The 17,833-nt window shown below is 69.6% G+C and carries 18 protein-coding genes; 9 read left to right on the top strand and 9 right to left on the bottom strand.

Going from position 1 to position 17,833, the window contains the following annotated elements:
* The first annotated feature begins 241 nt into the window (after nucleotides 1-241).
* On the top strand, nucleotides 242-697 hold the full coding sequence (locus E5S69_RS15920; protein ID WP_171515606.1) for a YccF domain-containing protein: 456 nt from the start codon (nucleotides 242-244) through the stop codon (nucleotides 695-697).
* Between the two features lie 5 nt (nucleotides 698-702).
* Here the strand turns inward: E5S69_RS15920 and E5S69_RS15915 are convergent, their stop codons facing one another.
* The 3 genes from E5S69_RS15915 to E5S69_RS15905 are packed head-to-tail and all read right to left on the bottom strand — an operon-like array spanning nucleotide 703 to nucleotide 3,075.
* Nucleotides 703-1,173, bottom strand: a complete 471-nt coding sequence (locus E5S69_RS15915) for a MarR family winged helix-turn-helix transcriptional regulator (RefSeq protein WP_171515605.1) — start codon at nucleotides 1,171-1,173, stop codon at nucleotides 703-705.
* Nucleotides 1,174-1,220: 47 nt separating this feature from the next.
* Nucleotides 1,221-1,400, bottom strand: a complete 180-nt coding sequence (locus tag E5S69_RS15910; RefSeq protein WP_171515604.1) for a hypothetical protein — start codon at nucleotides 1,398-1,400, stop codon at nucleotides 1,221-1,223.
* Nucleotides 1,390-3,075 (bottom strand): FAD-dependent oxidoreductase, encoded by a 1,686-nt coding sequence (locus E5S69_RS15905; RefSeq protein WP_171515603.1) that lies wholly within the window; start codon nucleotides 3,073-3,075, stop codon nucleotides 1,390-1,392. The genes E5S69_RS15910 and E5S69_RS15905 overlap by 11 nt, the downstream gene beginning before the upstream one ends.
* A 193-nt stretch (nucleotides 3,076-3,268) precedes the next feature.
* On the opposite strand from E5S69_RS15905, the gene E5S69_RS15900 reads away from it, so the two are divergent.
* From E5S69_RS15900 to E5S69_RS15890, 3 genes are all read left to right on the top strand, one after another.
* Nucleotides 3,269-5,050 (top strand): OPT/YSL family transporter, encoded by a 1,782-nt coding sequence (locus E5S69_RS15900; protein WP_171515602.1) that lies wholly within the window; start codon nucleotides 3,269-3,271, stop codon nucleotides 5,048-5,050.
* Nucleotides 5,051-5,178: 128 nt separating this feature from the next.
* Nucleotides 5,179-6,336 (top strand): acyl-CoA dehydrogenase family protein, encoded by a 1,158-nt coding sequence (locus tag E5S69_RS15895; protein ID WP_171515601.1) that lies wholly within the window; start codon nucleotides 5,179-5,181, stop codon nucleotides 6,334-6,336.
* A 30-nt stretch (nucleotides 6,337-6,366) separates the two neighbouring features.
* Entirely contained in the window at nucleotides 6,367-6,936 is a 570-nt protein-coding gene (locus E5S69_RS15890) for a hypothetical protein (protein ID WP_171515600.1), read from the top strand.
* Nucleotides 6,937-7,061: 125 nt separating this feature from the next.
* Here the strand turns inward: E5S69_RS15890 and E5S69_RS15885 are convergent, their stop codons facing one another.
* Nucleotides 7,062-7,436: a hypothetical protein gene (locus E5S69_RS15885; RefSeq protein WP_010811174.1), complete on the bottom strand. Its 375-nt coding sequence runs from the start codon at nucleotides 7,434-7,436 to the stop codon at nucleotides 7,062-7,064.
* A 157-nt stretch (nucleotides 7,437-7,593) separates the two neighbouring features.
* Nucleotides 7,594-10,434 (bottom strand): M16 family metallopeptidase, encoded by a 2,841-nt coding sequence (locus E5S69_RS15880; protein ID WP_171515599.1) that lies wholly within the window; start codon nucleotides 10,432-10,434, stop codon nucleotides 7,594-7,596.
* Nucleotides 10,435-10,616: 182 nt separating this feature from the next.
* Here E5S69_RS15880 and E5S69_RS15875 point away from each other — a divergent pair, with 182 nt between their 5' ends.
* Genes E5S69_RS15875 through thpR form a run of 3 tightly spaced genes read left to right on the top strand, consistent with a single transcriptional unit; the run spans nucleotide 10,617 to nucleotide 13,205 of the window.
* Nucleotides 10,617-12,098, top strand: a complete 1,482-nt coding sequence (locus tag E5S69_RS15875; RefSeq protein ID WP_171515598.1) for an AlkA N-terminal domain-containing protein — start codon at nucleotides 10,617-10,619, stop codon at nucleotides 12,096-12,098.
* Nucleotides 12,095-12,595, top strand: coding sequence for a methylated-DNA--[protein]-cysteine S-methyltransferase (locus tag E5S69_RS15870; RefSeq protein WP_171515597.1), 501 nt, complete (start codon nucleotides 12,095-12,097; stop codon nucleotides 12,593-12,595). Before E5S69_RS15875 ends, E5S69_RS15870 begins: the two co-directional genes overlap by 4 nt.
* 16 nt (nucleotides 12,596-12,611) lie before the next feature.
* Entirely contained in the window at nucleotides 12,612-13,205 is a 594-nt protein-coding gene (gene thpR / locus E5S69_RS15865) for an RNA 2',3'-cyclic phosphodiesterase (RefSeq protein ID WP_171515596.1), read from the top strand.
* Here the strand turns inward: thpR and E5S69_RS15860 are convergent.
* Nucleotides 13,189-13,812: a LysE family transporter gene (locus E5S69_RS15860; RefSeq protein WP_171515595.1), complete on the bottom strand. Its 624-nt coding sequence runs from the start codon at nucleotides 13,810-13,812 to the stop codon at nucleotides 13,189-13,191. The two genes, thpR and E5S69_RS15860, sit on opposite strands and share 17 nt — an antisense overlap.
* 132 nt (nucleotides 13,813-13,944) lie before the next feature.
* Between E5S69_RS15860 and E5S69_RS15855 the strand changes: the two genes are divergently transcribed.
* On the top strand, nucleotides 13,945-14,823 hold the full coding sequence (locus tag E5S69_RS15855) for a LysR substrate-binding domain-containing protein (RefSeq protein WP_171515594.1): 879 nt from the start codon (nucleotides 13,945-13,947) through the stop codon (nucleotides 14,821-14,823).
* Nucleotides 14,824-15,024: 201 nt separating this feature from the next.
* A complete protein-coding gene (locus tag E5S69_RS15850) occupies nucleotides 15,025-15,804 on the top strand; it encodes a flagellar brake protein (RefSeq protein ID WP_171515593.1) in 780 nt (259 codons plus the stop codon).
* Between the two features lie 60 nt (nucleotides 15,805-15,864).
* On the opposite strand, the gene E5S69_RS15845 is transcribed toward E5S69_RS15850, so the two are convergent.
* From E5S69_RS15845 to E5S69_RS15835, 3 genes are all read right to left on the bottom strand, one after another.
* Nucleotides 15,865-16,713: an IclR family transcriptional regulator domain-containing protein gene (locus E5S69_RS15845; RefSeq protein WP_092314986.1), complete on the bottom strand. Its 849-nt coding sequence runs from the start codon at nucleotides 16,711-16,713 to the stop codon at nucleotides 15,865-15,867.
* Nucleotides 16,714-16,805: 92 nt separating this feature from the next.
* Nucleotides 16,806-17,231, bottom strand: a complete 426-nt coding sequence (locus E5S69_RS15840) for a DUF6691 family protein (protein WP_171515592.1) — start codon at nucleotides 17,229-17,231, stop codon at nucleotides 16,806-16,808.
* Between the two features lie 3 nt (nucleotides 17,232-17,234).
* Nucleotides 17,235-17,669 carry a YeeE/YedE family protein gene (locus E5S69_RS15835; protein WP_171515591.1) on the bottom strand — a complete coding sequence of 145 codons (435 nt, stop codon included), beginning with the start codon at nucleotides 17,667-17,669 and terminating at the stop codon, nucleotides 17,235-17,237.
* Nucleotides 17,670-17,833 lie beyond the last annotated feature (164 nt).

Genomic DNA, 17,833 nt, shown 5'->3' with positions numbered 1-17,833 from the left:
GCACGCAGAAACGGGTACGCTTTGCCTGCGCCAGCCGATGGCGCGGTGAGCCCGCCGGCGCGTGATGTGCCATGAAATAGGGCGTTATCGCGTTTCCTTAAGGCCCCGCCGCGTGGTTCCGCAGCTTCCGCCGAAGCACGCAGAAACGGGTACGCTTTGCCGCCGCGCCCGCTCGCCGCCATGCCGGCACAGCGCCATTGCGTATCATGGGTGTTCTCATCCTCACTCCCGACACAACGGCATGCGCGCAATCGGCAACTTCCTCTGGTTCATCCTGGGTGGCGTGGTGATGGGCCTGGCCTGGTGGCTGGCAGGGCTGCTGGCCTTTATCTCGATTATCGGGATTCCCTGGGGCAAGGCCTGCTTCGTGATCGGCAGCTTCACCTTCTTCCCGTTCGGCAAGCAGGCCATCAGCCGGCGCGAACTGACGGGGCGCGACGATGTCGGCACCGGTGCGCTGGGGCTGGTGGGCAATGTGCTGTGGTTTGTCTTTGCTGGCGTATGGCTGGCCATCGGCCACGTGATGGCGGCGATCGCCAACTTCGTGACCATCATCGGCATCCCGTTTGCGATCCAGCACCTGAAGCTGGCCGGCATCGCCCTGGCGCCGATCGGCCAGGCCGTGGTCAGCAACGAGATGGCCCACGCCGCGCGCCGCGATGGCGCCCGCGCGCAGGTGGACAACCTGCGCAGCTGAGGAACTCAGTCGTCCGTGTCGTCGGCGCCGTCGCCGTCCTGCTGGCTGGCGTGCGCAACCAGCCGGTCAAGCAGGCTGCCTAACAACGCCTGTTCGGCTTCGCTCAGGCAGCCAAAGATCTCGTCATTGCGCCTGGCGATCATGGCGATCGCCTGCCGGTACAGCGGCTTGCCCGGCGCGGTCAGCGACAGCACCACGCCGCGGCCATCGGCCGCGCTGGCTTCCTTGCTGACCAGCCCGCGTGCCACCAGCGCCTGCGCCGAGCGGCTGGCCTGACCCTTGGTCAGGTTGGCCCGCTGCGCCAGGGCGTTGACCGACAGCGGCTCGAACGCGCCGATCGCCGCCAGGCAGCGGCCCTCGCTAAGCGGCAGCCCGCACCGCTCCAGGTAGGCGGCGGCGCTGTCCTTGTCGCTGAGCTTGTTGACCTGGTGCAGGCGGTAGGTCAGGAACTGTTCGAGGCGTGGCAGTGGCTTCATGGCGTGTCCGTATCAGGCGTCGGCATTGTAGAGCCCCCGGGGTTGTCCTATTGGCGGCTACGGGCCTCGGCCTCGTCGATCAGCGTCAGCACTGGCGCCAGCGTCTGCTGCCGGCTTATCAGCCCGAGGCATACCATCGCCAGCAGCAGCGGCGAGCGGGACTCGCCGGTGCGTCCCATGGCTTGGCACAGGTGGGTGTAGGCGAGGTCGAGGTCTTCAGCTTGCATGGGGGGCTCCGGTTTGCAGCAGGGGGGCGAGGGCGGCGCGGACGGCGTCCCAGGATGGTTCGCGCCAGCGTGCCATGACATAGCCATCGGGCCGGATGAGGTAGAGCGTGCCGGGCCGCGCGCCATAGCGCTCGAGGGCCTGGCCGTCGACGTCGGCCAGCGCGCTGGCGCCGGCCGCGCCGCCGGTGACCACCGCGTGCACCTGCAGGGCGTGCGGCTGCGCGTGCGCGAGCGCTGCGAGCGGCTCGGGCAGTGCGGGTCCATCGGCGGCCCGGAACCACAACAGTGTGAACCGTTGCCCGAAGCACTGCGTCAGGTGGCCGATGCCATCCGGTCCGGCCACGCGCATCTCCGGCGCGGGCGCGCCCGGGGCCGCGCCTGGGCAATCCGCGCCGAAGTCGCTGGGACCATTCAGTGCCGAACCGGCATAGGCGATCGGAGCCGACTGCCGGGGGTTGATCAGCGAGCGCACCGCCGGCTCCGTCAGCGCCAGCCGCAGCGTGGCCTCGCGCATCAGCCGGAAGGCGAAGTCGGGCGGGGCCATGAACTCGGTGCTCTTGGCGCCGTAGGCCAGGTTCTGGCGCGTGGCGTGCAGGCGCTCGGCCGAGTAGGAATCGAGCAGGCTGTCGGCGGCCTCGCCGCGCAGCACCCAGGCCAGCTTCCAGGCCAGGTTGCCGGCATCGTCCAGCCCCGAATTGAGGCCGCGCACGCCAAAGATCGGCACCAGGTGCGCGGCATCGCCGGCGAACAGCACGCGGCCATGGCGGTACTCCTGCAAGGTCAGGCACTTGGCGTTGTACATCGAGATCCACAGCGGCCGCCACGGTTCGGTCTCGCCGATCATGTCGAGATGGCTCTGCACGCGCGGCAGCACGTGCTCGGGCCGCACTGCCTCGTCGGGGTCTTCGTCGTCGCGGATCTGGTAATCGATGCGCCAGACATTGTCGGGCTGGCGGTGCATCAGGATGGTAGACCCCGGGTTGGACGGCGGGTCGAACCAGGCCAGCCGCTCCACGTCGCGCCGCGTTTTCTGCACGATATCCACGATCACATAGCGGCCTTCGTACTGCGTACCCTCCATGCGCAGGCCAAGCTGCTCGCGCACGGTGCTGCGCCCGCCGTCGCAGGCGACCAGCCATTGCGCATCGACCTCCACCACGCGGTCGCCGGCCTGGATCTCGGCCACGACGCCGCCGGCATGCTGGCGCAAGGCCTGCAGCCGCGCGCCGAAACGCACATCGGCAGGCGCCGCGCCGCGCAGCGCGGCGTCGTGGGCGAAGGCCTCCAGGTAGTACTGCTGGATATTGACCATCGGCGCGAATCGTTCGCCCGGCTCGCTCGGCATGCGAAAGTGCAGCACCTGCGCATCGCGGTAGTAGCTACGCCCCCCGACCCATGGCAGGCCGGTTTCTACCGTGGGCCGGTCCGCGCCCACCCAGCCAAGAACCTCCAGCGAGCGCCGTGCCATGCAGATCGCGCGGCTGCCGGCGCAGTAGCCGTCGTCAGCTTCCACGACCAGCGCGGCAAGGCCCTGCCGCGCCAGCAGCGCGGCCAGGGTCAGGCCGACCGGGCCGCCGCCAGCGATCAGCACCGGTACGCGCTGTGGCCACGGGCGGGGTGAAGCGGGGGGCGGCGCCGGCGGCACGGCCGGATGGGGTGCGTTGAGGTCTGGCATGGCGAGCCTATGGGCCTGTGAAATTGTAGTTGTGGGCGCAACTATATCGTCGAGATGGTTGCGCACGAAACTAGCGTAAACCCGCCCAGGCAAAGACAGGACGACAGCCGTTGCAGACAAGTCTCACGCCTCCCCGGGGGGCCCTGGCCTATGCTTCGCAGCAGGCACACTGATCCGTCCGCTCCGTCTCGCCATGCCGATGGTACCCACCGAAGCCGCGCCCCGCACCGCCTGGCTGCCGCCTCCGGGCAGCTGGCAATACCACGTTTTGCTGGGCGCGGCCGGCATGCTGGTGCTCGGGCCGCTGGGCGGCGTTGCCGCGGCGTACATGAATTTTTCCCTGGGCTTTTTTGTCGGTGGCCAGGTGCTGGCAGGCATCCTCGGCTCGGTGGTGACCGCCGGCTACGGCGCGTCAGGCCGCCATGGCGCCAATTACATCCAGACCGCGGCGGCGTCGGTGGCGGGCATGGGCGGCATGGCCGTGGTGCTGCAGGCGATGGCGTGGCTGGGCATGGCGCAGCCGCCGCTGTGGCAACTGCTGCTGTACCTGCTGTGTATCGGCATGTTCGGGGTGGGCGTGGGCATGCTGTACACGCCATTGCTGGTAGACCGCATGCAGCTGACCTTTCCGTCGGGACTGGCGGTGGCCAACATCCTGCGCGCGCTGACCGATGCGGCGCTGCTGCGCCGATCGGTGGCGCGGCTCGGCGGCGGCATGGCGCTGGGCCTGGCCAGCGGGCTGGGCGCGCCGCGCTTGCCCTGGCTGGCGGCATTGGACCTGTCGGCGGCGACCTTCGGCGCGGGCATGATCGTCGGCGCGCGCGTGGGCGTTGCGGCGCTGGTGGGCGGGCTGGCCGGCTGGGCCATGACGCCATGGTTTGTCGCCGCCGGCTGGCTGGCGCCGGGCGAGCCGTACCGCAAGGCCACGTTCCTGGTGGCGCTGGGCATGATCATGGGGGCGGCCGCGGTCGATCTGGCGCAATTGCTGGCGCAGGCTTGCCGGCAGTGGCGAGCAGGACGCGAACAGCGGGGCCCGGCGCCGCGGCGCGGGCCCGCCATGGGGTGGGTGGCGGCCTGGGCGCTGCTATGGGGCGCGGCCACGGTCGCGGCGGGCGTGGCGTGGTTCGGTCAGCCGCTCGGCTACCAGCTGATGGCGGTGCTGCTGGCGCTGGTGTTTGCGCTGGTCAACGGCATCTCGGTCGGCATGGTTGACCAGAACCCGATTTCGTCGGCGTTCGTGCTGTCGGTGATCCTGATGGCGGCCGCCGGCCTGCGCGCGCCGCAGGTCGGCCTGATCGCCGCCACGGTGCTGCTGGTGGCCACGGCCGAGGCCAGCGACATGCAGCAGGACCGCTCCACCGGCTGGCGCCTGGGCAGCGACCGCATGGTGCAGTTCGGCTACCAGGTGGCGGGTATCGTGGTGGGCGCGCTGGTCGCCGTGGCGATGGCCAGGCTGTTCCTGCAGGCCTACCCGGTGCTGGGGCTGGACCAGACCAGCTTGCCGGCCGAGCAGCAGCCGGCGCGCTGGACCTCGGCCATGACCTACAAGATCGTGGGCGTGCTGCATGGCCTGTCGCAAAACCGTGCCGATCAGCACATGGCGGTGGCGGTGGGGCTCGCGATCGGGCTGGTCACGGCGGTGTTGCGTCGCGTCGTCCTCGGCCGGCCCGCGTGGCAACGCTTTGCGCGATCCAGCCGGGGCGGGCAGGCCGCTGACTTCGTGCTCGATGCGGTGGTCCTGCCCTCGCCCTACGCGTCGTCGTTTGGCGGGTTCGTCAACCTGGCGGCGGCCGGATGGATGGCCGCGGGTGGCGTGGTGGCCAGCGTGGGCGCCGCCGTCGGGGGAGCGGGCGGGCACCGGCCGGGTTTGCCGCAGGACATGAGCACCGCGTCGCTGCTGGGCGGAGGCCTGATCGCTGGCGATGCACTGGCGGCACTAGCCATCGGCGTGACGGGCCTGTTGGCCATCACATAGAGGCGGCACGGCTTGTATTGTCAAGTTTTATTGACGCTTCTGTCCAAGATCCAGTGGATTGTCAAATCGTGCGACCGGCGTACCATAGGCGGCCAGACTGACGTACTGGCTTGACCCGGAGAATCCCCATGGCCCTAGACCAAGAATCCTTTGCCCTGCTGCGCGCCTCGGTGCAGCGCTTCATCGACGAACGCTTGAAGCCCGCCGAAGACACGCTGGAGGAAACCGACGACGTGCCTGCAGACATCGTCGCCGACATGAAGGAGATGGGGCTGTTCGGCATTTCCATCCCCGAGAACTACGGCGGCATCGGCCTGTCGATGTCGCAGGAATGCGATGTGGTCTACGACCTGGGCCATACCGCGTTTGCGTTCCGTTCGGTATTCGGCACCAACGTCGGCATCGGCTCGCAGGGCATCCTGATGGATGGCACCGAGGAACAGAAACAGCAGTACCTGCCGCGCATCGCCAGCGGCGAGATGATCATCTCGTTCGCGCTGACCGAGCCGAACGCCGGTTCCGATGCAGCATCGCTGCAGACCAAAGCCGAGCTGGACGGCGACCACTACGTCATCAACGGCACCAAGCGCTTCATCACCAACGCGCCGCGCGCGGGCGCCTTTACGCTGATGGCGCGCACCGGCGGCCCGGGCGCCTCGGGCATCTCGTCGTTCATCGTGCCGGCCGACACCCCCGGCATCTCGCTGGGCAAGCCTGACAAGAAGATGGGCCAGCGCGGCACCAAGACCTGCGACGTGGTGCTGGAGAACGTGCGCGTGCCGGCGGCCAATATCATTGGCGGCGTGCCGGGCGTGGGCTTCAAGACCGCCATGAAGGTGCTCGACCGCGGCCGCCTGCACCTGTCGGCGCTGGCGTGCGGCATGGCGCACCGGCTGATCACCGACGCCGTGGCCTATGCGAAGGAACGCAAGCAGTTCGGACGCCCGATCGGCGACTTCCAGCTGATCCAGGCAATGCTGGCCGACAGCCAGGCCGAACTCTACGCGGGCCTGTCGATGGTGCGCGACTGCGCCCAGCGCTACGACGCCAAGCCCGCTGGCAAGAGCGATCCGGAAGTCAGCATGCTGGCGTCGTGCACCAAGATGTTCTGTACCGAGATGGTGGGCCGCGTCGCCGACCGCGCGGTGCAGATCCACGGCGGCGCCGGCTATATCGCCGAGTACAAGGCCGAACGCTTCTACCGCGATGTGCGCCTGCTGCGCCTGTACGAAGGCACCACGCAGATCCAGCAGATGATCATCGCCAAGCAGCTGCTGCGCGACTGAGCCCAACCGCCCGGCGAGGCAGGAGTCGAGATGGACACGATGCAGTTCCGCGCGCCCGACGGTGCGCCGCACGCAGGACATGATGACCGCGCGCCGCACCGGCTGCGCGCGGTGGTGGCGACTTATCGCCCCGCGCTGCAGGCGTACACGCTGGCGGTGTCGCCTGCCGAGCTGATGGTGCTCAGTGCGCTGCCCGGGCAGGTGGCGGCCAGCGTCGCCGCGGCCCCGGACCCCCGCGTGCAGGCGCACCTGGCGCGCCTGCGGGCCGAGGTGCAGGGCAGCGGCATCGCGTTGCCCGGCGCCATCGTGGTGGCGGTCAGCGGTGGCCGCATGCAGTGCGAGTGCGACCACCTGTTTACGCTCAGCCTGCAGCCGCGCCATGGCGACCGGCTGATCGTGATCGACGGCTACGACCGCCTGCTGGCGCTGGCGCATGGCGAGCGACGCCAATGCAAGACGCTGGTGTCGGCGGTGTTGTGGCGCACCGCGCTGGAGGCCGCCTCGGCGGAGCCGGCTGATGCCGGCAACGAGATCATCGACGCGGCGGTGGCGCAGTCATGCGCGGCGCGCTGGCCCCACGCGAGCCGGGTCTGGCATTGATCGCCACGCGGGCAAGCGCTGCATGGGTGCAGCGATCCGTGTGAGCGTGGACCGGCGCAACGTGACGGAAGCCGCCTGCAGGGCGGCTTTTTCTTTTTCGAGTAACGCAGGCGTGCGCAGGCCGCTTATTGCGGCCACACCCCGTCGACGTCGCGCAGCAGGTGGCCGGCGAGAATATAGTCGCCGAGCCGCGTGGCCTTGGCTTCGAGGTCGAGCAGTTCATGGTCCGCCAGCGTGCCGAGATCGAACTGGCAATAAAGATTGCGTTGACGGAAGGTCGCCTTGGGTTTGGCCAGCCCTTCGATCAGGGCTTCGCGGGAACGGACGGCGATGCTCTCTTGTCCGCGATACTGCACCTTGATACCGCGCTTTTCTCCGAGCCTGCCGAGTTCGACGGCGTCCTGCCATCCGGTCTCGTAGTCCAGCTCAAGCGCCAGCACGCCTTCCGAGGCCAGAAGCCTGAGCGCTTCTGCCTTGCTGCCAGCTCGCACGATTGACATCCACACCTCTTATATCGACTTATACTGTACGAATATACAGTCAACCCGGGGTCGGGGCAAGGCCCTTGCGCCGCGCAACGCCAGACGCGGCGTTGTCCGCGCTTGCGGCTGGCGCCACCGCCGGGAAGTATGGTCGCCGGGGTATGACAGGGACATGTCAGGGGCGCGCGGGTGGCGCGTCGCTGGCTTCGTTGCCGCCGCCCGTGGAACCGGTCGCAGTGCTGGCGGGAGCGCCTGCCTGGCCAGTTGTACCGCCCTGCGCCGCGGCGCCGGCGAAGTCGCCGGCATAGGCGCGCGACAGTGTGCCGGGCTGCATATAGCGGCGGATGGCCGCGTTGACGGTTTCAGGGGTGGCGTCGCGCAGGCGTTGTTCCAGTTCCGCGGTAAAGGCCATGGTGCGGCCGAGGTAGAGCTGGCTGGCCAGCGCGCCGGCCAGCGCCGCGTCGTTGCTGCGGCTGACCATGCCCTGCTGCAGCAGGCCGCTGACGGCCTCGGCAAGTTCTTGTGCGGTAATGCCGTCGCGCACCAGCCGCTCCAGTTCTTCGTTGACGGCACGCTGCACGCGCGGCAGGCTCTGCGGCGCATACTGCGCGCGCACGCCGAAGCGGCCGGCGCGGTCCAGCGCGCCGACCTGCACCCAGCTGCCCGCGCCGTAGCTCACGCCTTCCCGCTGGCGCAACCGGTCCGCCAGCCGGCTACGCAGGCTGGCGCCCCCCAGCACCCGGTTGGCAATCATCATCAGCGCATAGTCGGGCGCATCATTGGTCAGGTTGATCGGGGCGGTGGCCAGGTACACGGCGTTAGCCTTGCCCGGCGTGGGCAGCGTGAACTCGGCGGCCGGGATCGGCACGAATGGCCGGTCGACGCGCGCATACGGCTGCGGCGCGGTCCAGTCGCCAAACAACTCAGCCGCCTGCGCGGCGGCAGCCGCGCTATCGAAATCTCCGACGAGGCTCAGCTGCGCATGGCCGGTGCCGTAGAAACGGGCATGGAAGTCACGCACCTGCGCCAGCGTGGCCGCACGCAGGTCGGTGACATTCTCGGCGATGGTGCGCGCATGGCGCGGGTCACCGGCGGGGTAGGGGTCGCCGTGCCGGCTGAGCGCATTGGAGGCCAGCACGCCGGGTTCGCGCTGCACGCTTTCGAGTTCGGCGATGCTGGTCTGGCGCAGGGTCTCGAATTCTGCTTCAGGAAATGTCGGCGCGCGCAGCAGGCCGCGCAACAGCGCCAGTACCTCCGGCAGATGCGCGCGGCGCGTCTCGAAACTGACCGTCACCTGCTCGGAGCCGCCCGCGATGCCGACGCGCGCGCGCAGGGCCTCGATGCGGTCGGCGATCTGCTGGCGGTCCATGCCGGCGCTGCCGCGGCGGAGCATCGCGGCGGTGAGCGCGCCTACCGTGCTCAGCCCCTGCAGGCTTTGCGCATCGCCCATGCGCAGCACCAGCACGCCGTGCACCACTTCACCGCGCGCGGGCTTGGGCAGCAGTGCCAGCTGCATGCCGTTGGCAAGCGTCTGGCGCGTGGTGTGGGCTTCGATATTGGCGGGGCTGGGATCGAATGCCGCCACCGTGGCCAGCGCCGGCCGGCCCTGGTAGCCGCTGACCATCGCCGCGATGTCCGGCGCCGCCGGCACTTGCGCGCGCGGCGGCTGGTCGGCCGGCAGGAATATACCCACAGTGCGGTTAGAGGCCTGGAAGTAGTTCTGCGCCACGCGCTGCACGTCGGCCAGGGTGGTGGTCTCGATGCGGTCGCGTGCCAGGAAGAACAGGCGCCAGTCGCCCTTGGCGATGGCCTCGGACAGCGCAATCCCGAGCGCACCGGGATCGTTCATGTACTGCTCGTAGGCGTTGCGCATGCGCACGCGCGCGCGCTCCAGCTCGGCCTCGGTCACGGGCGCTTCGGCAAAGCCCTCGATCTGCGTGATCAGGCCGGCGCGGGCGGCGGCGAGCGGCTGGTCTTGCGAGGCCTGCGCCATGAACAGCAGCGCCCCCGGATCCTTCATCGCGTAGAACGCGCTGCTGATCGACGCGGCCTGGCCGCGCTCCACCAGCGCCTTGTACAGCCGGCCCCCGGGGGTGTCGGCAAGGATGATGGTCAGCAGCGACAGGGCGGTGGTGTCAGGGTGCGCGCCGGGGCTGACATGGTATTGCGCGGCCACCAGGCGGGTGTCGCCCGGGCGCATGATCACCAGTTCGCGCGCGCCTTCCTGCGCGGGCTCGACCGTAGGTTCGGGCGGCAGCACGCGCTGCGGGCGCGCAATCGGTCCGAAATAGCGCTCGATGCGCGCCAGCGTGGCGGCAGGATCGAACTTGCCGGCCACCACCAGCACCGCGTTGTCGGGCTGGTAATAGCGGCGGTAGAAGGCGCGCAGGTTGTCAATGCTGACGTGCTCCACATCGCTGCGTGCGCCGATCGGGGCCTTGCCGTAGTTGTGCCAGCGATAGGCGGCGGCCATGGTCTGCTGCATCAGCATGCGCCCGGGGCTGTTCTCGCCCATCTCCATCTCGTTGCGCACCACCGTCATCTCGCTGTCGAGGTCGGCGCGCGCGATCACGCTGTTGACCATGCGGTCGGCTTCCATGCGCAGCGCCCAGTCCAGGTGGTCGTCGCTGGCGGTGAAGGTCTCGAAGTAGTTGGTGCGGTCCTGCGCGGTGGTGCCGTTAGCGCTCATGCCGCGCCGCGCGAATTCGCCCGCGATGGCCTTGCCCGGCAGCGACGGCGTGCCCTTGAACAGCAGGTGCTCGAGCAGGTGGGCCATGCCGGTCTCGCCATAGTTTTCATGGCGGCTGCCGACCAGGTAGGTGAGGTTGACGGTGGTGGTGGCCTTGGCGGCATCGGGTGCCAGCACGATGCGCAGGCCGTTGGGCAGGCGGTGTTCGGTGATGCCTTCGACGGACGCCACCTGCGTCGCCTGCACAGGCGCTGCCGAAGGCTGCGCCTGCGCCAGGGGACAGGCCAGCGCGGCAAGCAGTGACAGTTGCAGGGCAGTACGGCGCATGGATTCTCCGATGGCAAAGGACAAGGGCAAGGGCAATGGTGCGGGCGCGGGGCCAGGCCAGCGCCCGCACCATGCCGACCCTGTCCCATGTCGGCAACTGTGCCGCAAGCGAACCCCGCGCGCCAGAGGGAAAGGTCCGAAACCAGCGGATGCGCGGCGCCATCTGGCGGTAGCATGCGGTCATGAACCTGGATCCCGACACTTGCTACAAGGCCGTGGCATCGCACGACCGCCGCTTCGACGGACGCTTCTTCGTGGGCGTCTCGTCGACCGGCGTGTACTGCCGGCCGGTGTGCGCGGTACGTACCCCCAAGCGCGAAAATTGCACGTTCTATGAAAGCGCCGCCGCGGCCGAAAAGCATGGCTTCCGCCCGTGCCTGCGCTGCCGCCCGGAACTGGCGCCAGGGCACGGCCTGGCCGATATTTCCGGGCGGCTGGCGCAGGCCGCCGCCACGCTGATCGACGAAGGCTTTATGGCCGAAGGCAGCGTGGCCGCGCTGGCGGCGCGCATCGGCGTGACCGAGCGGCACCTGCGGCGGCTGTTCGATGCGCAGTTCGGCGTGTCGGTGCTGGAGTATGCGCAGACCCAGCGGCTGCTGCTGGCCAAGCGGCTGCTGGCCGATACCGCGCTGCCGGTGACGGACGTGGCGCTGGCGGCGGGCTTCGGCAGCGTGCGCCGCTTCAACGATGTGCTGAAGACCCGCTACGGCCTGACGCCGCTGGCGCTGCGCCGGCGTGCCGCCGACGGCGTGGCTGACCGGCTGGTGTTCGAGCTCGGCTACCGCCCCCCGTTTGCGTGGGAGGCGTGGCTGGGCTTCCTGGCCACGCGCGCGGTCGACGGCATCGAGGCCATCCGCGACGGCGCCTACCTGCGCACGTTGCGGGTCGAAGCCGGCGGCAGCGCCTACCTGGGCTGGGTGCGTATCGAGCATGTGCCGCGCCGGCTGGTATTGCGCGTGACGCTGTCCGCGTCGCTCGCGCGCGTGATCCCGCAAGCGCTGGGAAAGGTGCGCCGGCTGTGCGACCTGGGTTGCCGTCCCGACGTGGTGGACCGGCATCTTGGAGCGCTGGCCGAGGCGATGCCTGGCATGCGCCTGCCGGGCTGCGTCGATGGCTTCGAGATCGCGGTGCGCGCGGTGGTGGGGCAGGTGATTTCGGTGCTGCAGGCGCGGCGCATCCTGGCCGCGCTGGCGCAGCGCGCGGGGCAGGCGCTGGACGGCGCGCCGCCGGACGGCCTGCGCTACACATTTCCCAGTGCGGCCGCACTGGCTGCGCTGCCGGAGCCATCGCTGCGCGAGGCCGGGGTGTCGCCGGGCAAGGCTCGCACACTGCAGGCCCTGTCCCGCCGTGTGGCCGACGGCACGCTGGTGCTCGACACGCATGCGGCCCCGGAGCAGGCCGTGGCCGCGCTGCGCGACATCGACGGCATCGGCGACTGGACCGCGCAGTATGTCGCCATGCGCGCGCTGGGTTGGCCCGATGCCTTCCCGGGCACCGACTACGCCTTGCGCAAGGTGCTGGGCGTCAGCACCGTGCGCGCGATGCACGAACGCACGGCGCAATGGGCGCCGTGGCGGGCCTACGCCGCGATCCACCTGTGGCACCGCTACGAAGCGATGAAGGACACGCCGCCGGCAGCGGCGCAACCGGAGACCATCCCATGACCAGCTATCGCCATCTCGACAGCCCGCTGGGCACCGTGCTGCTGCGCGCGTGCGACGGGCACCTGACCGGCCTCTTCTTCGCGGGGCAGAAGTATCATCCCGTCGGCATTGCCGACAGCCGCGACGCGCCCCCTGCCGATGCCGCGGTGCTGGACCGCGCCGCCGCCGAGCTCGCGGAGTATTTCGCCGGCCGCCGCGACAGCTTTACCGTGCCGGTGCGCTTTGCCGGCAGCCCGTTCCAGCAGCGCGTGTGGCAAGCGCTGCTGGAAATCCCGTGCGGCGCCACCGCATCCTACGGCGAACTGGCGCGCACGCTGGGCCTGCCGCCCACGCATGCGCGCGCGGTGGGCGGCGCGGTCGGCCGCAACCCGCTGTCGGTGATCGTGCCTTGCCATCGCGTGCTCGGCAGCGCCGGCGCGCTCACCGGCTATGCCGGCGGCATCGAGCGCAAGCGTGCCCTGCTGCGCCGCGAGGGCATCGCCGCCACGGCGGACTGAGGCCGGCCGCGCTGGCATGGCACGCCTGTTCATCGCGGTGGAAGTGCCGCCCGCACAGGCGGCGGGACTGCTGTCCACGCTTCCTGCCGCGCACGGCGTGCGGGCCGCGACGCCCGCGCAGGTGCACCTGACCCTGCATTTCCTCGGCGATGGCCTGGGCGAGGCCGCGCTCGACCAGCTTGACACCGCGCTTGAGGCATTGCGCACGCCGGCGTTCTTGCTGCAGGCATATGGCACCGGGCGCTTCCGCAGCGGCCCGGGGTCGGTGCTGTGGGCGGGCCTGGCGCCCGGTCCGGGCCTTGACACGCTGCGCGCCTTGCACGCCGAGGTGGGACAGGCACTGGCGGACGCGGCCGGCTTCCTGCCGGAGCGGCGCCGCTTCCATCCTCACGTGACCCTGGCTCGCTGCAAGCCGACCGTGCCCGAGAGCGCGCTGCGCGCCTGGCTCGATGCGCACCGCACGCTGGCCAGCGCGCCGTGGCGCGTGGCGCGGCTGGTGCTGTTCGAAAGCCAGCTGGGTCCGCAGGGCCCGCAACACCTGCTGCGCCTGGCCTGGCCGCTGGCGGCGCCGGACCCGGACCCGGATCCGGACCCTAAGACAGGTTGCTGAACCCCAGCGCCACGCCCAGTGCGCACAAGGCCGAGCCGATGGCGCGGTCCAGCAGCCGCTGGCGCCGCAGCATGGCCGCGCGCAGCGCCGGCGCAGTGAACACCCAGGCCACCACGCTGAACCACGCCAGGTGTGCCACCGACATGAACCCGCCATAGGCCCACTGCACCGGTACCGGCGTGCGGGCATCCACCACCTGGGTGTAAGTGCTGATGACGAACAGCGTGGTCTTCGGGTTCAACGCATTGGTCAGGAAGCCCATGCGCAGCGCCGCCAGCGGGCCCAGAGCGCGTTCGCCGTGCAGGTCCACCGTCAGCGCGTCACGGTTGCGCAGCGTCTGCAGGCCAATCCACACGAGGTAGGCGGCGCCCAGCGCCTTCACCACCGTCAGCACGCCATGCGCGTGGGCCATCAGCAGTGACACCCCGAACATCGTATAGAGCACATGCACCTGCACCCCCAGTGCGATGCCCAGCGCACTGAGCAGGCCGGCGCGACGGCCATGCAGATAGCTGTTGCGGGTGACCATGGCGAAGTCCGGGCCGGGACTGACCACGGCCAGCACGGTCACTGCGGCAACTGCCAGGGATTCGGCGAGAAGGAGCATATTGCGTCAGGTTATGTTGTGTTTCGGGGCTGATCGCGCGGTCTGGCGATCCAAGCGTACCCAATTCTGCGTGGCGGAAGGACCCGCCACAACCGATATATACTGGCCCGTTTCCGTGAAAAAAACTGACCCATGCACTGGCTGGGATGGATCCGATTCTTCGAGGCCGCGGCGCGCCACGAAAGCTTTGCCCGCGCGGCGGAGGAACTGCACCTGACCCATGGCGCGGTCAGCCGGCAGATCCGGCAGCTCGAGGACACGCTCGGCGTGGCGCTGTTCGAGCGGCGCAACCGCGGCGTCTTCCTGACCGAGGCGGGGCGGGCGCTGTTTGCGGCGGCGACGCAATCGATGGAGGGGCTGGCCGCCGCAGCCGCGCGCATCCGCACCCAGCCGCCGGGTCGGGCCCTGGTGCTGTCGTGCGAACCGACCATCGCCATGCGCTGGCTGATCCCGCGGCTGCCGCGCTTTGCCGCGCGCCATCCCGACATTCCGCTGCACCTGATGGCGGCGGGCGGGTCAATCGACTTTGCGCGCAGCGGTGCGGACCTGGCGCTGCGGCGCAACGACTTCGCCTTCGATGCGCGCTGGCATGCGCGCGAGGTGGTGCAGGAGCAGGTGGGTCCGGTGTGCCGGCCCCAGCCGGCGCAGGGCGTCGCGGTGGCGCCGGTGCGGTTGCATACGCATACGCGGCCCGAGGCCTGGCAGCGCTGGCAGGCGGTGTGCGCCGATGCCGCGGCACGCTTGCGCTTTGACGGCGACGCCTGGTATGAGCATTTCTATCTGAGCCTGCAGGCCGCGGCGGCGGGACTGGGCTGGGCCATGGCGTCGCAGCTGATGGCTGCCGATGAGATCGCCGACGGCCGGCTGGCCGCGCCGTTCGGTTTTGCCGCCGACGGGTCGGCCTACCACCTGCTGTCGCCCGCGCCGTTCGAACACGATCCGCGCCGGCAAGCCTTGCTCGCATGGCTGCGCGAATGCGCGCAGGCCACGCTGGCGCCGGCGCAGGCCTGAAAAAGCCACGTAAGCGCTACCCCCCGTAAGTCTGCTCTCAAGTTCTGCGACAGATTTGCCGAAGTGAGATCATCGGTCTTGCCGGCCAATGGTGCAGGCGCTTAACATGCGGCGCGCCGGCAGGCGGTGCCGCCGATGGCCCCGGCTGGTGCGTGCCTGCCCCTGCGGCTGCCCCGTAGCCGGCGCTCCCCGCCTCTCCAGATGTTGCGTGAATCTATGAACCAGCACGACGCCCCCGGGCCAGCCGATACCGGCGCCGAATCCGAACCCGAAGCCAAGCCGACGGACGACCGCTATCGGCTGACCCACAACTCGCAGATCGGCACGGTGCTGCGCGACCTGGCGTGGCAGAAGTGCATGCTGAGCGTGCGCACCCGCACCGCGCACCAGTTGGTCACCTCGATCCTGCATGTCGATCCGGTCAACCGCACCTTCGTGTTCGACTGGTGCAACGCCGAGCCCGAGCGGATGTCGCTGCTGACTTCCACAGAGAATGCGTTCTCCGGGCTCTTGCGCGGCGTGCCGGTCAATTTCATGGTGGGCCAGCCGGCGGCCACGCGTTATGACGATGGCCCAGCCTTTGTGGTCGAGTTTCCGGAAAAGCTCTATCACTTCCAGCGGCGCCGCCATTTCCGCGCGCGCACGCTGGTGACCAAGGGCTACCGCTGCGAGATGCCGCGGCCGGACAAGATCGTGCTGGGGCTCGATATCGCCGACCTGTCGCTGTCCGGCGTGGGACTGCGCTCAAAAACCGTGACCGCGGATCACCTGCCGATCGGCACCACGATGGCCAAGTGCCGGCTTGACTTCCGCGAGCTGGGCAAGCTGGAGGTGGACTTGCAGGTGGTGGGGCACTGGCTGGTGGGCCACGACGACAGCGCGATCCACCACTTCGGCTGCGCGTTCGTCAATCCGGACGGGCGCATGGAAAACTTCCTGCAGCGGCTGGTATTCGCGCTGGAACTGGCGCACCGCGGCTGAGACGACGCGTCGATGCCGGCGCGGTTCCCGCTGCGGCTGATACCTACCGTGCAGGCAGGCTCAGGATCCGACCATCCGGCCGATCGCGGCGGCGGCTTCGCGCATCGGCGCCAGCAGCCGCGTGATCATGTCCGCCTCGGAGACGCGCGCGGCGCGCACGCTCACGCTCAGCCCCGCCAGCACGATGCCGGAGGCCGAGCGCACCGGCACGGCCATGGCGCGCAGGCCAGGCTCCAGCTCTTCATCGACGATGACATAATCCACTTCGCGGGCGCGCTCGAAGCACGCTTCCAGTTCCTGCCGCGAGACCTTGGTCTGCAGCGTGCGCGGGCGCAGTTCGGCATGCTCGAAGAAGCCGTCCAGCACCGTGGCGGGCTGGTGCGCCAGCAGCAGCCGGCCGTTGGAGGTGCAGTAGGCCGGCAGGCGGCTGCCCATGCCCAGCGAGTAGTTCAGCACGCGCTGCACCTCGGAGCGCACCAGGTAGAGGATGTCGGTGCCGTCCAGGATCGCCAGGGTGCAGGTCTCGTGGATGCGCGCGCTCAGGTTGTCCAGGATCGGCTGCGCCAACGACACCAGCGAGGTCGACGAGAAATACGCGTGACCCAGGTGCAGCACACGCGGGCGCAGCGCGAATTGCCCGTCCTGCTGGCTGACATAGCCCAGTTGTTCGAGCGTATACAGGCACCGCCGCACCGAGGCGCGCGACAGCTGGGTACGCTGCGCCACTTGCGAAATCGTCAGAGGCCGCTTGCGTTCGGAAAAGGCTTCCAGCACGGTCAGCCCGCGCGCCAGCGAGAGCATGAAATTGGGGTCGCCGGCGAAACTGGCCAGCAGGTCGGCCTGGGGCCGGGCAACGCGGACGGTGTCAGCCTGGGCATGGCCAAGACCGATGGGGCGGAGAACATCCATGGGGGGCGGGGTGGGTCTCGGTTGTTCGATAATCGCGCAATGTTAAACCGGTCGGCCGCCGGGGGCCAGCACTGGTTGCATGCTGCAGTGCATCAACGCCGCCGCGCGGTCAGTGCTTCGGCCACTTCGAACAGCGCCATGCCAGCCAGCATCGCCGCAACGAAGCCCCAGGCCTTGGCGTAACCGGCGCCCAGCGCGACCAGCGCGGGACCCGGGCAAAAGCCAGCCAGGCCCCAGCCCACCCCGAACGCGGCACTACCCAGCACCAGCCGCGGCGTGACGGCGGCCAGCGCCGGCCATTGCATCGGCAGCCCCAGCCAGGAGCGCTGGCGTCGCCGCGCCAGCGCGAAGGCGGCCACGCCGACCAGGATCGCGCCGGCCATGACAAAGGCAAGCGATGGGTCCCACGCGCCCGCGAGGTCAAGAAAGCCCAGCACCTTGGCCGGATTGGCCATGCCGGAGAGAATCAGCCCGATGCCGAACACCAGTCCGGCCAGCAATGCCAGCAGCGTGCCCATGGTTCAGCCCCCCAGTCCGTGGCGCTGCACCAGCACCGTCAGGAAGCCGGCCGCCATGAAGGTTACGGTGGCCGCGAGCGAACGCACCGAGCCGCGCGAAAGCCCGCATACGCCGTGGCCGCTGGTGCAGCCGCCGGCGTAGCGCGTGCCGACGCCGACCAGCAGCCCGGCCATCAGCACCTCGGTCCAGGCCGCGTCGATACGAGCTGCAGGCATGACGTCGAACGCGTTGGCCAGCCACGGCGACAGCAACAGCCCGACGACAAAGGCCACGCGCCATGCGATGTCGCCCTGCGGCAGCCGCAGCAGGCCGCCGACGATGCCGGAGATGCCGGCGATACGGCCAAGCCCGAGCATCATCAGTGCCGCCGCGAGTCCGATAACAAGCCCCCCGGCCAGCGACAGCCACGGCGTGAAATGGAGGAAGTCGATCTGCATGAAGGGTGCGCGCAAACACCGGCGCCAAGGCGGCCGCAAGTGCAGCCCGAGGCAGGAATTATAGGCGCGCCGTCGCCCTTGCACGCGCCCATAAAAAAGTCGCCGCTGGGGAAGCGGCGACCGGGGAAGGTGTCATTCAAGAGGGGGTCTTGGTGACAGCAAAA

It is taken from the genome of Cupriavidus necator (assembly GCF_013141915.1).
Lineage (GTDB): Bacteria > Pseudomonadota > Gammaproteobacteria > Burkholderiales > Burkholderiaceae > Cupriavidus > Cupriavidus necator_B.
Note: the sequence above shows the minus strand (reverse complement) of the source record. Positions and strands in the feature narration are given on the sequence as shown.

Coding starts and splice junctions, on each gene's coding strand:
- E5S69_RS15885 (WP_010811174.1), bottom strand. CDS start 7,436: ATGTCAATCGTGCGAGCTGGCAGCAAGGCAGAAGCGCTCAGGCTTCTG.
- E5S69_RS15840 (WP_171515592.1), bottom strand. CDS start 17,231: ATGGGCACGCTGCTGGCATTGCTGGCCGGACTGGTGTTCGGCATCGGG.
- E5S69_RS15880 (WP_171515599.1), bottom strand. CDS start 10,434: ATGCGCCGTACTGCCCTGCAACTGTCACTGCTTGCCGCGCTGGCCTGT.
- E5S69_RS15875 (WP_171515598.1), top strand. CDS start 10,617: ATGAACCTGGATCCCGACACTTGCTACAAGGCCGTGGCATCGCACGAC.
- E5S69_RS15870 (WP_171515597.1), top strand. CDS start 12,095: ATGACCAGCTATCGCCATCTCGACAGCCCGCTGGGCACCGTGCTGCTG.
- E5S69_RS15895 (WP_171515601.1), top strand. CDS start 5,179: ATGGCCCTAGACCAAGAATCCTTTGCCCTGCTGCGCGCCTCGGTGCAG.
- E5S69_RS15920 (WP_171515606.1), top strand. CDS start 242: ATGCGCGCAATCGGCAACTTCCTCTGGTTCATCCTGGGTGGCGTGGTG.
- E5S69_RS15860 (WP_171515595.1), bottom strand. CDS start 13,812: ATGCTCCTTCTCGCCGAATCCCTGGCAGTTGCCGCAGTGACCGTGCTG.
- E5S69_RS15915 (WP_171515605.1), bottom strand. CDS start 1,173: ATGAAGCCACTGCCACGCCTCGAACAGTTCCTGACCTACCGCCTGCAC.
- E5S69_RS15855 (WP_171515594.1), top strand. CDS start 13,945: ATGCACTGGCTGGGATGGATCCGATTCTTCGAGGCCGCGGCGCGCCAC.
- E5S69_RS15835 (WP_171515591.1), bottom strand. CDS start 17,669: ATGCAGATCGACTTCCTCCATTTCACGCCGTGGCTGTCGCTGGCCGGG.
- thpR (WP_171515596.1), top strand. CDS start 12,612: ATGGCACGCCTGTTCATCGCGGTGGAAGTGCCGCCCGCACAGGCGGCG.
- E5S69_RS15900 (WP_171515602.1), top strand. CDS start 3,269: ATGCCGATGGTACCCACCGAAGCCGCGCCCCGCACCGCCTGGCTGCCG.
- E5S69_RS15910 (WP_171515604.1), bottom strand. CDS start 1,400: ATGCAAGCTGAAGACCTCGACCTCGCCTACACCCACCTGTGCCAAGCC.
- E5S69_RS15905 (WP_171515603.1), bottom strand. CDS start 3,075: ATGCCAGACCTCAACGCACCCCATCCGGCCGTGCCGCCGGCGCCGCCC.
- E5S69_RS15850 (WP_171515593.1), top strand. CDS start 15,025: ATGTTGCGTGAATCTATGAACCAGCACGACGCCCCCGGGCCAGCCGAT.
- E5S69_RS15845 (WP_092314986.1), bottom strand. CDS start 16,713: ATGGATGTTCTCCGCCCCATCGGTCTTGGCCATGCCCAGGCTGACACC.
- E5S69_RS15890 (WP_171515600.1), top strand. CDS start 6,367: ATGGACACGATGCAGTTCCGCGCGCCCGACGGTGCGCCGCACGCAGGA.